Annotated in this window: 12 protein-coding genes; 6 read left to right on the top strand and 6 right to left on the bottom strand. The window is 46.1% G+C overall.

Annotated elements, in window-relative coordinates; all coding sequences use genetic code 11:
- Nucleotides 1-19 precede the first annotated feature (19 nt).
- The 6 genes from B3Z75_RS09970 to B3Z75_RS09945 form a co-directional block, all read right to left on the bottom strand.
- The gene (locus B3Z75_RS09970; protein ID WP_294071039.1) at nt 20-1894 is read right to left on the bottom strand and encodes a penicillin-binding transpeptidase domain-containing protein; all 1875 of its coding nucleotides are present in this window, start codon (nt 1892-1894) and stop codon (nt 20-22) included.
- Nucleotides 1881-2399 carry a rod shape-determining protein MreD gene (gene mreD, locus B3Z75_RS09965; RefSeq protein WP_294071036.1) on the bottom strand — a complete coding sequence of 173 codons (519 nt, stop codon included), beginning with the start codon at nt 2397-2399 and terminating at the stop codon, nt 1881-1883. The genes B3Z75_RS09970 and mreD overlap by 14 nt, the downstream gene beginning before the upstream one ends.
- Nucleotides 2396-3244 (bottom strand): rod shape-determining protein MreC, encoded by an 849-nt coding sequence (gene mreC / locus B3Z75_RS09960; RefSeq protein ID WP_294071033.1) that lies wholly within the window; start codon nt 3242-3244, stop codon nt 2396-2398. The genes mreD and mreC overlap by 4 nt, the downstream gene beginning before the upstream one ends.
- 60 nt (nt 3245-3304) lie before the next feature.
- Nucleotides 3305-4330, bottom strand: a complete 1026-nt coding sequence (locus B3Z75_RS09955) for a rod shape-determining protein (protein WP_294071029.1) — start codon at nt 4328-4330, stop codon at nt 3305-3307.
- Between the two features lie 48 nt (nt 4331-4378).
- Entirely contained in the window at nt 4379-5902 is a 1524-nt protein-coding gene (gene purH / locus B3Z75_RS09950) for a bifunctional phosphoribosylaminoimidazolecarboxamide formyltransferase/IMP cyclohydrolase (RefSeq protein ID WP_294071026.1), read from the bottom strand.
- 247 nt (nt 5903-6149) lie between these two features.
- Nucleotides 6150-7112: an ROK family protein gene (locus tag B3Z75_RS09945; protein ID WP_294071024.1), complete on the bottom strand. Its 963-nt coding sequence runs from the start codon at nt 7110-7112 to the stop codon at nt 6150-6152.
- 419 nt (nt 7113-7531) lie between these two features.
- On the opposite strand from B3Z75_RS09945, the gene B3Z75_RS09940 reads away from it, so the two are divergent.
- The 6 genes from B3Z75_RS09940 to B3Z75_RS09915 all read left to right on the top strand — a co-directional run bounded on the left by B3Z75_RS09940 (nt 7532) and on the right by B3Z75_RS09915 (nt 15374).
- A complete protein-coding gene (locus B3Z75_RS09940) occupies nt 7532-8980 on the top strand; it encodes a tryptophanase (protein ID WP_294071021.1) in 1449 nt (482 codons plus the stop codon).
- Between the two features lie 168 nt (nt 8981-9148).
- Nucleotides 9149-10132 carry a GntR family transcriptional regulator gene (locus B3Z75_RS09935; protein ID WP_294071019.1) on the top strand — a complete coding sequence of 328 codons (984 nt, stop codon included), beginning with the start codon at nt 9149-9151 and terminating at the stop codon, nt 10130-10132.
- A gap of 170 nt (nt 10133-10302) precedes the next feature.
- Nucleotides 10303-12072 (top strand): L-fucose isomerase, encoded by a 1770-nt coding sequence (gene fucI, locus B3Z75_RS09930; RefSeq protein WP_294071016.1) that lies wholly within the window; start codon nt 10303-10305, stop codon nt 12070-12072.
- Between the two features lie 68 nt (nt 12073-12140).
- Nucleotides 12141-12566: an L-fucose mutarotase gene (fucU, locus tag B3Z75_RS09925; protein WP_294071014.1), complete on the top strand. Its 426-nt coding sequence runs from the start codon at nt 12141-12143 to the stop codon at nt 12564-12566.
- Between the two features lie 13 nt (nt 12567-12579).
- Nucleotides 12580-13902 carry an L-fucose:H+ symporter permease gene (fucP, locus tag B3Z75_RS09920; protein ID WP_294071011.1) on the top strand — a complete coding sequence of 441 codons (1323 nt, stop codon included), beginning with the start codon at nt 12580-12582 and terminating at the stop codon, nt 13900-13902.
- 191 nt (nt 13903-14093) lie between these two features.
- Nucleotides 14094-15374, top strand: a complete 1281-nt coding sequence (locus B3Z75_RS09915; protein ID WP_349676036.1) for a hypothetical protein — start codon at nt 14094-14096, stop codon at nt 15372-15374.
- The last annotated feature ends 31 nt before the right edge of the window (nt 15375-15405 follow it).

Here is a 15405-nt window from a genome sequence, read left to right as displayed (position 1 = left end):
GGGGTCTGTTACTAAATTGTCATTTTGCCGGCAGATTGCGCGTATATACATAAGGCAGTATCACCCTGTTGATGATGGATGTTTCCAGCCATTTGTCGCTCTCGGGGATCTCGCCTGCAAAGAACTTCTGCATCATGAGCCGGGCAATAGGCACAGCATTGGTGGCACCAAACCGGCCGTTTTCGACCACCACGGCAATGGCAACCTGTGGATTATCTTTCGGGGCAAAACCCATAAACAGGGAGTGATCGTCGCCATGGGGATTTTCTGCCGTGCCGGTTTTTCCGCACACCTCCACCAGCGGGGCCAGGTTAATGCCGCGACAGGTACCGATGGTAACCGCATCGGCCATGCCATTGACAGTTACTTCAAAATGTTCCCTGTTGATTCCGGTTTCATGACGGGTAGTAAATGACGGGTCGAGGGCTGCCCCCCTTCGTTCGCGCACCACATGCGGAGTATAAAAAAAGCCTCTGTTAGCGATTGTCGCTCCCAAATTGGCAATCTGCAGCGGCGTAGCCAATATTTCACCCTGCCCGATGGCAATAGAGATGATATTGTGAGCCACCCATCGATCAGTTTTAAAGACATTGCTATAAAACTTACTGTTGGGAATAAAACCTCTTTTTTCCGAAGGGAGGTCCACCCCCAGCGGGTAGCCAAAACCCATGTTCACCATATGGTCCCGCCAGGAGTCAAAAGCATCGGCGGTGCTGCTGTATTTGGTCCTGTTTCCCAGCATGCCGTTAAGTCCGTAACAAAAAAATGAGTTGCATGAGGTGGCGAGCGCATATTGTATTGCCAGCGGAGAAGCATGCCCGTGACAACCCGGCCTTCCTCCCAGGGGGGGATATCCGCCGTAGCAGGAATACCTTGTTTCCGTGTTGATAATTCCCTCCTGCAGAAATACGAGACCCTGCGTGGGTTTAAAGGTAGACCCCGGGGGATAAACTCCCGCTACAGACCGGTTTATCAGTGGTTTATACGGATTGCTCTCAAGCAACCTGTAGTTCGTGCTGAAATCTTTTCCGGTGAGGATGGCAGGATCATAGGTCGGCGCCGACACCATACAGAGGATTTCTCCTGTCGCAGGCTCAATCATTACAATACTACCCACCTTATTGTGCATGAGCAGCTCTCCGTAGGCCTGCAAATCGATATCGATAGCCAATGTCAGATCCCTTCCCGAAACAGGCGCCTTATCCTGCTTCCCATCGTCATACCTCCCCTGCACTCTTCCGTGGGCATCTCTAAGCAATATTTCCACTCCCTTTTCGCCACGTAGATCCTCCTCGTGCGATAGTTCTATTCCCGATTTGCCCACATAGTCGCCCCGCACATAATAGGGATCGGCAGCCATTTTATTTTTGTCCACCTCTGCCACATAGCCGAGTATGAGTCCCATATTCGGATAATTATATTGCCGTTCCGTTCTGCTCTGTATATAGATGCCGGGAAATTTGTACAGCTTTTCCTGGAGCAAGCCGTATGCTTTCACATCGAGCTGCGACATAAAAAGTTGCGGCGTGTAGGAAGAATATCCTGGGTTTTTGCGGCGGTCTCTCATATCGGCATTCAACGTATGAAAGCGCTCCATGTCGATATTCAGTGTACGGCAGAAGTCGAGGGTGTCGAACTTTTTCATTTCCCGCACGACCATCATCACATCGTAGGTGGGCCGATTGTAAACCAGAAGGTTTCCTTTCCGGTCATAAATAGCCCCTCGTGCCGGATAAAGCGACCTGCGTAAAAAAGCGTTGCTATCGGCATAATCGCGGTATTCGGGACTCAGTATCTGCAAACGAAACAGTTGAACCAGGTAGACAACGGCAATGATTACCACCACCGCGGCAATCACATGTTTTCTTTTTGCCAATGCGTTATACTTGCTCACCTCGTTTTCTTTTAAAAATGAAACTGTCCAAAGCAAAGATTAATAGGATGGAAATAAAAGAGGAGGAGGCTATGCGTAGCAAGGTGCTCATCAGATTAAAGAGAGTGAACGACTCGATAAAAAAAAGCAGGGTGAGGTGCATCAACACCATCAGGATGGTAAACCGAATGAAGGGGCCTGTTGCCGTGTAGATGCCCGGAACAAACTCATCGTACTCTTCTTTTTGAAAGAAAAGGTTCATGACTGGTTTTCTGAATGCTGCCACAATGGTGGTAGCCGCAGCATTCATGCCAGGTGTATTCAAAAAAACATCAACGATCAGTCCCATCAAAAAACCCGATATGATCACATAAAAAAGGTTTTTGCCCATCGGCAGCTTCAGCAAAAAATAGAGATACAGCACCGGGGTAGCAATACCGAAGAGGCCGATCCTGTTTAACAGCAATACCTGCAACAGGATAAGCAACACAAACAACACAATTTCATAAAGATAACTTAGTTTCATTGCTTCAAAGTCTCTTCAAGGGTTTGCTGCTCTTCGTAAAACATATCGTTGATCACCAACACATCCTGCAGGGTGTAAAAATTGGTTGCCAGATGTACGTTGAAGGTGTTGAAGTTATCGTCACCCGACTTCCCGGTATTGCTCACAAAGCCAATAATCAGATTTCTGGGAAAGATACGTGAGAAGCTGGTCAGCACCGTATCCCCTTCGTGAAATACTTCGTGTTTGGGCAAATCCTGCAATTGCGCCTGACGAACATTGGTTCCGTCCCACGATATGGAACCGTAATTTTCGGAGTTTTTCAACCTGGCACTCAAGCGGAACTTGGGATTGATGACAGGAATAACGACCGAGAAGTTGGGTGAAACATTTGCCACCACACCCACCACGCCTTGTTGCGAAATCACCCCCATATCAGGCCTGATGCCGTGCGACAGTCCTTTGTTGAGTGTGATAAAATTATTTACACCGGAAAAACTCAGATTGACTACCTCGGCGGGAATAAAGTCAAACTGTGGCGTGGTTATGGAATCGGGGGCAAACGCTTCCACCACCATAGAGTCGGAGGCAATGACGCTGTCCAACAGTGCCTGCAGGTCATAATATTTCTTTTCCAGCTCCGCGTTGCGTTCCAACAGCTGTGCGTTGTTCTTCTTCAGATAAAAGAACGAGGTAATGTGATTGCTGGTGTCATAAAACCAGCCGGTCACATTGTTGGCTGACGTAAGATATACACTCCGTTGGTATGAATTATGTGCAAAAACGAGATAGAAGCTAAAGGCAACAAGCAATATTGCCAGCAGCCAGTGACTGTTTCGGAGGATGAAGTTGAAAAGATTTCGCATGCAAGCCTGCCATTGTCTGTTTCTTTAACCAATAGCTTTATGTCAAAAGCCGACAGCGTCTTATCGCATCAAAAAGGTAAATTTGTCGATGTTCCTCAATGCAATGCTAGTGCCTTTTGCCACCATATGCAGCGGATCATCCACCACCCTGAACGGAATACCTATCTTCTCCGTCAACCGCCTGTCGAGGCCACGCAACAGCGCCCCACCACCGGTCAGATAGATGCCGTTGCGTACAATGTCGGCGTACAGCTCGGGAGGAGTCTGTTCCAGTGCACTCAGTACTGCCGAATCCACCTTCGATACCGACTTCTCGATACAATGAGCAACCTCCTGATAAGATACAGGTACATCCATCGGCAGGGAAGTCATCCGGTTAGGTCCATGCACCACAAAATCTTCCGGAGGATTATCCAGCTCAGTCAACACCGACCCTACCATTATTTTAATTTGTTCTGCCGTACGGTCACCCACCTTAATGTTGTGCTGACGTCCCATATAGTCCTGAATATCTTCTGTGAAATCATCTCCGGCTATCTTAATCGATTTGTTGGAAACAATTCCGCCCAGAGAGATGACGGCAATCTCTGTTGTGCCACCGCCTATATCCACAATCATATTTCCTTCTGGCGCTTCCACATCGAGCCCTATTCCCAAGGCGGCAGCCATAGGCTCAAAAATCATGTACACATCGCGTCCTCCGGCATGTTCAGCCGAGTCACGTACGGCACGTATTTCCACTTCGGTACTTCCGGAAGGAATACAAACCACTACACGAAGTGAAGGAGAGAACAATCCTCCCTTATTCTTGTTAGCCGCTTTGATCATTCCGCGGATCATCTGCTCCGCAGCATTAAAATCGGCGATCACTCCATCTCTCAGTGGCCTTACTGTACGTATATTTTCGTGTGTTTTCCCATGCATCTGCCTGGCTTTCTCGCCCAAAGCTATCATTTTGTCGGTTTTGCGGTCCAGCGCAACAATAGAGGGTTCGTCGAGTAATATCTTCCCTGCGTTGTTCACAATCACAGAATTGGCAGTTCCAAGGTCCATCGCCAGTTCTTGCGTAAATGAAAATAAGCCCATACTATTTTATGTTATTAGCTCTCAGCACTTCGCTTTCAGCCTTTTTGTTTAGTGTTTAAAATGTCTCACGCCGGTAGTAACCATTGCTAAACCATGCTGGTTGCAATACTCTACTGACTCGGCATCCCGGATAGACCCTCCCGGTTGAATTACAGCAGTGATGCCCGCCTGATGTGCTATTTCCACACAATCGGGAAAAGGAAAAAAAGCATCGCTGGCCATGACTGCTCCTTTAAGATCGAAGTGAAAGGTAGTTGCTTTTTCTATTGCCTGCTTCAGGGCGTCCACCCTGGAAGTCTGCCCTGTACCACTGGCTATGAGTTGTTTGTTTTTGACCAGCACAATGGCGTTCGACTTGGTGTGCTTCACCAAAACATTGGCAAACAGGAGGTCCCCGGTTTCGTGCTCACGGGGAGCGACGTCAGTCACCACCTGCAATTGTTCGGCAGTCTGCACACTTGCGTTTTTATCCTGAACCAGCACGCCATTTAAAACAGAACGGTATTGAAGCAATTGTGTAGCTTTCTCCGGCGATTTCAGCACCAAAATTATACGATTTTTCTTTTGAAACAAAATATCGAGCGCCTCTTTATCGTATGAAGGGGCAATAATCACTTCAAAAAAGATCTCATGAATAGCTTCTGCCGCTTCTTTGTCTACCGGCCTGTTTGTAACCACAATGCCGCCAAAGGCCGAAACCGGATCGGCAGCCAAGGCTGCTTCCCAAGCTTCTTTCACTGTAGGACGACACGCCATACCACATGCGTTGTTATGTTTGAGAATGGCCAGGGCCGTCTCGTTAAAATCGGCTATCAGAGAAACAGCTGCATCAATATCGAGAAGGTTGTTATACGATATTTCTTTGCCATGAAGCTGTTCAAAAACCTCGTCAAAGTCCCCGTAGAACATGCCCTTCTGGTGTGGATTCTCTCCGTAACGGAGTTGTTTACCGCCGTTCAGAGCCTGACGAAAAGCTGTCCTCTGATCCCCGTCAAAATAATTAAAAATCGCAGTATCGTATCCCGAAGAGACTTTAAAAGCTTCCTTTGCAAACCAGCGGCGATCATCCAGTGTTGTCAGACCCTGCTTTTCTTTTATCAGATCTAACAGTGGTTTGTATTGATCTTTGGAGGCCACAATTAGTACATCCTTATAATTCTTTGCTGCACCGCGAATGAGTGAGATGCCGCCTATATCGATCTTTTCTATGATCTCCTCTTCCGATCCTCCCGTGCCCACCGTTTCCTCGAAAGGATACAAATCTACAATCACAAGGTCGATGGAAGGGATGTCGTACGATTTGACCTGTTTTTTATCGGACTCATTGTCCCTCCGGTAAAGAATACCGCCGAAGATCTTGGGATGAAGTGTTTTCACCCGTCCACCCAAAATAGAAGGATATCCGCTCACCTCCTCAACTGCTTCACACTCGTAACCCAGCGACTGAATGAAATCTTTTGTACCGCCGGTGGAAATAAATTTGATGCGTAAATTGTTTAGTTCCTGAAGAATCTCTTCTAATCCCTCCTTGTGATATACCGAAATGAGGGCTGTTTGAATTTTCTGTGACATTTTCTGCCTTTTTGACTCGTTATTTTTAAAGGAGTACAAAGGTATGAAATCTATCGGTCTTTTTCGAGATTTGATTCACGAGTTTTGTGAATTTTTGAGAAAATGAAGCTATTACCCATCAAGTAAAAACAAAAAGCAGCCAGCAATCACTTGCTGACTGAACCGGCATGGCATAAACAAGAGGAGGGGGTACCGCTTCGTGCGCCCCCCCAATTTAAAAAACCGCTTTCTGCACTAACAGAAAATGTTATCGTACTTCCCAGCCCAGGGCGCTTGCACCCAGCACCGCTGCGTCGCTTTCTTTGAGCTCGGAAAACATCAGCTTCACCTTATTCTTGTAAATGTTCAGCAAATTTTTCTCCATACTTTCGCGGATAGGATTCATGATAAGGTCTCCGGCCCTTGCCAAACCGCCAAAGAGAATGATTGCTTCCGGGCTGGAGAAAGCCACAAAATCGGCAAAAGCTTCGCCCAACATCTCTCCGGTAAACCGAAAAATCTCCTTTGCCATTTCATCTCCCATCATAGCTGCATCAAACACATCTTTTGATGTAATGTCTTCGACAGGGATATTTCGAAGCCGTGTCCGAGTATCGGGTCTCAGTTCGAGATACTCGCGTGCCGTCCTGGCCACTCCCGTTGCCGAGGTATAAGCCTCGAGGCATCCTGCTCTGCCGCAACCGCACATGCGGCCATTGTTACGCCGCACAATCACATGTCCCAGTTCACCGGCAAAACCATCATGGCCGTATACCAGCTGTCCGTTCACCACGATGCCGCTTCCTACACCGGTACCAAGCGTGATAACGATGAAATCTTTCATCCCGCGGGCTGCCCCGTAGGTCATTTCACCAATGGCCGCAGCGTTGGCGTCGTTGGTAAGTGCTACCGGGATGCCTGTACGATCTTCCAGCAACTGGGCAAAAGGAATCACACCTTTCCATGGTAAATTAGGGGCAAACTCTATGCTGCCCGTAAAATAGTTGCCGTTGGGTGTACCGGCACCAATTCCTTTGATCTGATCTTTAGTGGTGACTTCAGCAATGATTCCGTTTATCAGTTCAGTAAGTTCATCGAGATAAAGTTCCACTTGCGAATGTTTAGCCGTTTTAATGCTTCCGCTCATTAAAATTTGTCCTCTTTTATCCACGATGCCGGCAACAGTATTTGTACCGCCCACGTCGACACCTACTACATAGGGTTTATCCATGATTCGTCCTTATTAAGTTAGTCAATGATGTTTGAAAATGATTAATTTGGACAAATATAGGGTTTTTTCGTTAAACGAATTTTCTGTACGCCAAAAAAAACACTTTTGCTGCATTATCCGGTAAGAGATTCTTTGGCAAACAGCCATCGATAAGAAACTGATAAAATTAGATGCAGACAGTCTTCCTCCTTTGATATTTTTGTTTTACATTTGCAACTTTAAATAATGATTTATCGGTCAAGCCCTTTAATTAACATCAATTTTCAACGGAAAATCGACATAATTAACACAATTAGATACATTCGCACATAAACTCAATTTTATATATTTCACGAAACGAGCATGGCTGTCATTTTTCACGCAGAATAATGACAATTTGCAAGTTACACGCGACCTTAGCGTTAAAAAAACAATGACGTATGAATGAAATTAAATTTTATAACGGGGAAAATATCCCGTTAGAGCTGCACAAAGTAAGGGTTGTGCAAAAATTATACTTAGTACCCATCGAGAGAAGGCTGGAAGCCCTGCAGGAAGGCGGGTTCAACACCTTCAGGCTAAACACCAAAGATGTATTTCTGGACATGCTCACCGACAGTGGCACCAACGCTATGAGCGATAATCAGATGGCCGCCATGATGCAGGCAGACGATGCCTATGCGGGGTCGCAAAGTTTTTTCCGCTTACAGAAAGCTGTCGAAGATGTATTGGGTAAAAAATATTACTTGCCGGTACACCAGGGACGTGCAGCCGAAAACATTTTATCAAACGCCTATGTCCGGAAAGGCAATCTGGTGCCGATGAACTATCATTTTACTACCGCAATGGCACACATCACTCAATATGGCGGAAAAATTGCGGAATTGCTGTACGACGAAGCCTATGTAATCAACTCCTCCCACCCTTTCAAGGGCAACATGAACCTTGAAAAACTGGAAGAAATCATCAAGATACACGGAGCCAAAAATATTCCCTTCATTCGCATGGAAGCCTCTACCAACCTTATCGGGGGACAACCCTTTTCGGTTCAAAACCTGAGGGATGTAAGGGCTGTGGCCGATAAATACAATATTCGCCTCGTCCTGGATGCCAGCTTGCTGGGAGAAAATGCATACCTGGTCATTCAGCGTGAAGAAGAGTTCAGAAACAGCACAATGGGTGAGGTAATTCAAACCATGACAGGGCTAGCTGATATTGTATACTTTTCAGCACGCAAACTAAGTTCTTCCCGCGGTGGAGGTATCTGCACAAACAACATCGATATTTACCGCGAACTCGAAGCTTTAGTCCCGCTGTTTGAAGGCTTCCTCACTTATGGCGGTATCTCAGTCCGTGAAATTGAGGCAATGGCCGTAGGATTGTATGAAACACTCGATGAGACCATGATCAGCCAGAGCCCGAATTTTATCGCCTACCTGGTGAATTCTCTCGATGCGCATGGCGTTCCCATGGTTAAACCAGCCGGTGTGCTGGGTGCACACGTCGATGCGATGCAGGTATGCGCCCATATTCCACAAAAAGAATATCCCGCCGGATCACTGGCTGCAGCCCTCTATCTGATATCCGGGATCCGGGGTATGGAGCGCGGGTCTATCTCGAATCAACGGGACGAGTATGGCAACGAAACGTATGCCGATATGGAGCTGGTACGTCTGGCAGTACCCCGACGTGTATTCACTCTCTCACAAATTAAATACGTGGAGGACCGAATGAGCTGGCTTTACGAAAACCGGGAATTGATTGGCGGGCTCCGATTTGTGTATGAACCACCAGTACTCCGCTTCTTTATGGGAGGGCTGGAACCAGTGAACGACTGGCCACAGAAACTGATTGCGAAGTTTAAGGAAGACTTCGGGGATAGTTTATAAAATGTATTCAAAAAAGGAAGGGATGCATCCCTTCCTTTTTTGTTGCAAAAACATGTTACAAAACATATAGAAACATTTTTTTATTTAAAATTCACCTAATACCTTTGTCGAAACAATCAGCACAGTACAGAACAGCACACCCTATCTTGGCGGTGAAACTTACGCACGATGGATTTCAAATTTGACGGGAAGAGCACAAAGGTACAGCAACTGGCAGAGTTTATTCAGGATGCCATTGCTGCAAACGAACTAAAGGTTGGGGAAAAAATACCTTCCATCAACCATTTGAGTCGACAATTTTCCGTGTCAAGGGATACCGTATTTAAGTCGCTTTCTGATTTACGGTTACGCGGCGTAATTGACGCCATTCATGGGAAAAACTATTATGTGGCGTCTCACACCAAGAGCATTCTGTTGTTGCTTGACGAGTATTCTCCCTTTAAAGAGGTCTTACACACCATTCTGGTATCCAAATTACCCAAATCTTACAAGATAGATCTTTGGTTTCATCAGTATAACGAGCATCTGTTCAACAACATCATCCATGAATCGATAGGCAAGTATAACAAATATCTCGTCATGAATTATGATAACGAAAAGTTTTCGGATGCATTATCGAAAATAGACAAGAAGAAACTGCTGCTTCTCGATTTCGGAAAATTCGACAAAAAGGGGTATTCCTATGTATGCCAGGATTTTGACAACGGGCTTTATGATGCGTTAAGTTCCATCAGGGATGAACTGAGAAAGTTTAAAAAACTGTTTTTTGTCTTGAACAAAAAACACAAGCATCCCCAGAGTAGCAAAACAGCATTCAGCAACTTTTGTCTCGACAACAAATTTGAATTCGGAATCCTTGATGAAATATTGGAAAAATCAGTAATTCAGGAGGGATTTTTCTACCTGGTTATTAAACAGGAAGATGTGGTAAAGATTGTAAAACAGGGACAAAGCGAAGGATTAAAGCCGGGAAAAAACTATGGATTACTGGCTTATAATGAAAATCCATTCTTCGAGGTGATTGAGAACGGCATTTCCAGTATCGGGATCGACTGGCACGAAATGGGTAAGATTGCAGCTCAATTTGTACTGGACAACCAAACAATACAAACTTATTTGCCCACGGTGATCAAAAAAAGAGATTCGTTTTAATCAAATTTACTCAATTTTATCAACTCTATGAAAACAAAATCATCCGTACCCATATGGAAATCAGCACAATTCTGAATTTAAAAAATAAGTTTCATTTTCACACCAGTTATACCAGAAAATAAGTTTCCAAAAACATAATTTTATAAAAAATTTAATTTATCAACAAAACCATGTATCAATATCCAAAAATAGGTATTCGTCCTACCATTGACGGCCGCCAGGGTGGCGTGAGAGAAAGCCTTGAAGAGAAGACAATGAGTCTGGCAAAATCGGTTGCCCGACTCATTGAATCTAACCTGAGGAACGGTGACGGCAGCCCGGTTGAGTGTGTAATAGCCGACAGTACCATCGGCCGCGTAGGTGAAAGTGCCGCCTGTGCTGCAAAATTTGAACGCGAGGGAGTTGGCTCTACCATTACGGTCACATCGAGTTGGTGTTACGGGTCAGAAACAATGGATATGAATCCACATTACCCGAAAGCTGTCTGGGGTTTTAACGGGACGGAGCGTCCCGGCGCCGTTTATCTGGCAGCTGTCCTGGCAGCTCATTCTCAAAAGGGCTTACCGGCCTTCGGCATTTATGGCCGTGAAATACAGGATATCTCCGACAATAGTATTCCCGAAGACGTTGCAGAGAAGTTGCTCCGTTTTGCCCGTTCCGCACAAGCTGTGGCCACCATGAGGGGACAGTCTTATTTATCCATTGGAAGTACCGCCATGGGTATTGCCGGTTCTATTGTGAATCCCGATTTTTTCCAGAAATACCTGGGCATGCGGAACGAATCGGTCGACTCCACCGAGATTCTCCGCCGGATTCAGGAAGATATATACGATCAGGAAGAATTTGCAAAAGCGATGGAATGGACCTCTACATATTGCAAAGTGAATGAAGGGGCAGACGACAATCGTCCCGAGAAACAGAAAGACCGGGCAGGCAAGGACAAAGATTGGGAGTTTGTGGTCAAGATGACCATCATCATCCGTGACCTGATGAAAGGAAATCCCAAACTGAAAGAGATGGGATTCAAGGAGGAGGCGATCGGGCACAATGCACTCCTGGGAGGCTTTCAGGGCCAGCGGCAGTGGACCGATTTTTTGCCAAACGGTGACTTCAGCGAGACAATACTGAATAGTTCGTTCGACTGGAACGGAATCCGCGAAGCATATGTCGTGGCCACAGAAAACGATGCACTGAACGGTATCTCCATGTTATTCGGGCATCTGCTTTCCAACAAGGCACAGCTCTTCTCCGACGTACGTACCTACTGGAGTCCGGAATCAGTAAAGCGTGTCACGGGAAAAGAACTTACCGGAAAAGCAGCCAACGGCATCATTCACCTGCTCAATTCGGGAGCAACGACTCTGGACGCTACCGGCAAACAAAAATTAAATGGTGTACCGGCCATGAAGGAGCCTTGGAATATCAACGAAGAAGAGGCAGAGGCGTGCCTCAGGGCGACCACATGGTCTCCGGCCAACAGGGACTATTTCCGCGGAGGTGGCTACTCCTCCACTTTCCTTTCGGAAGGGGGCATGCCCGTAACCATGTGCAGGTTAAATATGGTAGACGGTTTGGGTCCCGTGCTCCAAATCGCGGAAGGATGGACCGTAGAGGTTGCCCCTGAGATACACGACATCATCAATAAGCGGACCGACAAGACCTGGCCTACCACCTGGTTTGCTCCCCGTTTAACCGGCAAAGGTGCTTTCAGGGATGTTTACTCGGTGATGAATAACTGGGGAGCCAACCATGGTGCCATCAGCTACGGACACATCGGACAAGATCTGATCACGCTGGCATCAATTCTGCGAATCCCCGTTTGTATGCACAATGTGGATGAAGAAGAGATCTTCCGCCCATCGGCATGGAACGCCTTTGGTATGGACAAGGAGGGAGCCGACTTCAGGGCTTGCAGAAATTTCGGGCCCATATATAAGTAAATTTGAGTTCCGGGCATGAGTTATGGTTATTTCCAAGACTCATGTCCGGGAACACAAAACTTCACATTATGCTTAAAAAAATACCAAAAACAATATCGCCCCAATTACTAAAAATACTCATGGAAATGGGACACGGCGATGAGATTGTGATTGCCGACGGCAACTTTCCATGTCACACCGTTTCGCAGAACGTAGTCCGTGCCGACGGGTTGACCGGAACTGAAATACTGAAAGCTATCATGGAACTAATGCCGCTTGACTCGTACAGTGAGCAGCAGGTTTTTCTGATGGAAGTGGTTCCGGGAGACAATTACAAGCCGGAAATATGGAACGATTACAAAGAGATATTACAATCTTCGGGCGAACCATTCTCGATTGGCTACATTGAGCGTTTTGCTTTCTATGAGAGAGCCAAAAAATCGTATGCCGTGATTGCTACCGGAGAAGAAGCTTTATACGCAAACATCATCCTGAAAAAAGGAGTCGTAAAATAAGGTACAAGAAATTATGAGCAAATCTAAATCATCGCTACTTAAACACAACGGCATAAACTATTTACTACCGTTCGTCCTCATCACTGCCTGTTTTTCGCTGTGGGGTTTTGCCAATGACATCACCAACCCCATGGTCAAAGCTTTTTCCAAGATCTTCCGGATGAGTGTCACAGAGGGCGCATTGGTTCAACTGGCATTCTACGGCGGATATTTTGCCATGGCCTTTCCGGCGGCTATTTTTATCCGAAAATTTTCCTACAAAAAAGGGATCATGCTGGGGTTGCTGCTCTATGCCGTGGGAGCTTTTCTCTTTTTTCCGGCCAAAGAATCGGGGAACTTCTACCCATTTCTTGCTGCCTACTTTATCCTGACCTGCGGATTGTCGTTCCTGGAGACAAGCGCCAATCCCTATATCCTGACCATGGGACCGGAAGAGACATCTACCCGAAGGCTCAACCTGGCACAATCGTTCAACCCGATGGGATCGCTGGTGGGAATGTATGTGGCGATGAACTTTATTCAGGCGCGATTGAATCCAATGAGCACGGCTGAACGCGCTGTACTTTCTGACACGGAATTTACAACGCTGCGGCAGTCCGACCTGTCCATCCTTATCGCTCCTTACCTCGCTATCGGGATTGTAGTGATGGTCATGTTTCTGATCATCTGGATTGCACGCATGCCGACAAACGGAGACAAGAACAAGCAAATTAACTTCTTCCCTACACTGAAACGAATCTTCTCCATACCCAACTACCGGCAGGGAGTGATTGCGCAGTTTTTTTACGTGGGTGCACAAATCATGTGCTGGACATTCATCATTCAATACGGTACGCGCGTATTAATGGCGCAGGGAATGGAAGAACAGGCTGCGGAAGTACTTTCTCAGAAGTACAATATTGTGGCGATGATCATCTTTTGCGTGAGTCGCTTTGTATGTACCTATCTGCTAAAATTTCTCAACCCGGGAAAACTGTTGCGCATTCTTGCCATAGCAGCTGCCATATTTACGTTGGGTGCAATCTTTTTACAGAATATATGGGGGTTGTATTTCCTTGTGGCTGTATCGGCTTGTATGTCGCTGATGTTCCCAACGATATATGGAATTGCACTGAAAGGCATGGGGGACGATGCCAAGTTCGGCGCAGCAGGACTGATCATGGCCATTCTGGGAGGCTCAGTGCTGCCCCCCTTGCAGGCGTCGATCATAGATCTGGAGACGATCGGAAATTCATTCCCGGCAGTAAACGCCTCCTTTGTCCTGCCTCTCATATGCTTTGTGGTGGTGGCGTGGTATGGGACACAAACCTATAAGAGAAGTCTGGCGGAATACTGATAAATATTAATAAATTAAAAGCTCTTTTCAGGACCTACACAACCAAAAGTAACACAAAAATTGAATTATTGGTCATATAAAGCCAAGGCTTTTATCAATAGTTCTATTGTGCTCGAGCACATTTTGAAAACAATGTCAATAGAAGTCAATAATTTGCAAATACTCCCGATTCGAAATTAAAATAACCCAAAATGGATAAACATAAAATGAGCATAAGAAATACAATCCTCATCCTGATTTGCATATTCACCATGCCAATGATTCATTCGCAGACTAAATCATTGCCAAATTGGCAATCCAGCCATGTTTATATCGATGAAATCGGCACACTCACCTACACTCCCGATAAACAAGGAAACACGATCCCTGATTTCAGCCGTGTCGGGTATCATCATGGAGCAAAAAGTATCCCATGTTACCCCGTGGTTAAGGTAATTACTCCCCTAAAGGGAGATAACTGGAAAAATATCCAGATGGCTATCGACGAAATTTCAAAAAACAAACCCGGTATAAACGGACACAGAGGAACAATCTTGTTGAGCAGAGGTGAATACAAGATTTCCAAAACCATTGTTATTTCAACCAGTGGAATAGTTCTGAAAGGAGAAGGTGATAATGTAAATGAAACACGGATTATTGCTACGGGAAGGCACAAATATCCTCTCATCGAGATTAAAGGAGAAGGAAAATACCAGGAGGTAATCAATTCGCGCGTAAAGATCACAGATGAGTTTGTCCCTGTCGGATCGCATTCCTTTCGCGTGACATCGGCCGATCAGTTTAAAGTTGGCGATCGCATCATCCTGTTTCGTCCCGGAACGACTCAATGGATTGAAGCCATCCGAATGAACCAGATCGTAGAAAGACCGGGTACGCGTCAATGGAAAGCAGATGAATATAATCTGGCTTTCGAGAGAGAAATCACCGGAATTGAAGGCAATTGCATCTCTATTGATAATCCGGTGGTGATGCAAATGGAAAAGCAATATGGCGGAGGTGAAATTTATAAATACAGATTTGACGGGCGCATTCACGAAGTGGGCGTTTCCGATATGTATCTCGAATCGGAGTACCAAAGCGACGACGATACCGAGCACGGATGGATTGCAGTTCAATTGGACAATGCCGAGAACTGCTGGGTCAAAAACATTACGACGGTAAATTTCGGCTATTCGGCCGTAAGTTGTGAGCGCTTTGCGAAAAACATCACTGTTTCCGATGCACGCTGTTTTGATCCAAAGTCTCCGATCACGGGAGGGATGCGTTACTCATTCAATAACAACGGCCAGCAAAATCTATTTATGAATTGCCTGAGTAGAAACGGGAGACATGACTACGTCACAGGTGCCCGTGTTTGTGGGCCAAATGTGTTTTATAACTGTGTTTCGGTCAATGCCTTTTCGGACATAGGGCCACATCACAGGTGGGCTACAAGCACGTTGTCATACAAAGTGCCTGTAGCCCACCTGTGATGTGGCCCTATGTCCGAAAAGGCATTGACCG

This window comes from Proteiniphilum sp. UBA1028, from assembly GCF_002316955.1.
Taxonomy (GTDB): Bacteria; Bacteroidota; Bacteroidia; order Bacteroidales; family Dysgonomonadaceae; genus Proteiniphilum.
Note: the sequence above shows the minus strand (reverse complement) of the source record. Positions and strands in the feature narration are given on the sequence as shown.

What these genes read in the sequence shown, in the direction of transcription:
- mreD (WP_294071036.1), bottom strand. Translation starts at nt 2,399, where the DNA reads ATGAAACTAAGTTATCTTTATGAAATTGTGTTGTTTGTGTTGCTTATC.
- mreC (WP_294071033.1), bottom strand. Translation starts at nt 3,244, where the DNA reads ATGCGAAATCTTTTCAACTTCATCCTCCGAAACAGTCACTGGCTGCTG.
- B3Z75_RS09955 (WP_294071029.1), bottom strand. Translation starts at nt 4,330, where the DNA reads ATGGGCTTATTTTCATTTACGCAAGAACTGGCGATGGACCTTGGAACT.
- purH (WP_294071026.1), bottom strand. Translation starts at nt 5,902, where the DNA reads ATGTCACAGAAAATTCAAACAGCCCTCATTTCGGTATATCACAAGGAG.
- B3Z75_RS09945 (WP_294071024.1), bottom strand. Translation starts at nt 7,112, where the DNA reads ATGGATAAACCCTATGTAGTAGGTGTCGACGTGGGCGGTACAAATACT.
- B3Z75_RS09940 (WP_294071021.1), top strand. Translation starts at nt 7,532, where the DNA reads ATGAATGAAATTAAATTTTATAACGGGGAAAATATCCCGTTAGAGCTG.
- B3Z75_RS09935 (WP_294071019.1), top strand. Translation starts at nt 9,149, where the DNA reads ATGGATTTCAAATTTGACGGGAAGAGCACAAAGGTACAGCAACTGGCA.
- fucI (WP_294071016.1), top strand. Translation starts at nt 10,303, where the DNA reads ATGTATCAATATCCAAAAATAGGTATTCGTCCTACCATTGACGGCCGC.
- fucU (WP_294071014.1), top strand. Translation starts at nt 12,141, where the DNA reads ATGCTTAAAAAAATACCAAAAACAATATCGCCCCAATTACTAAAAATA.
- fucP (WP_294071011.1), top strand. Translation starts at nt 12,580, where the DNA reads ATGAGCAAATCTAAATCATCGCTACTTAAACACAACGGCATAAACTAT.
- B3Z75_RS09915 (WP_349676036.1), top strand. Translation starts at nt 14,094, where the DNA reads ATGGATAAACATAAAATGAGCATAAGAAATACAATCCTCATCCTGATT.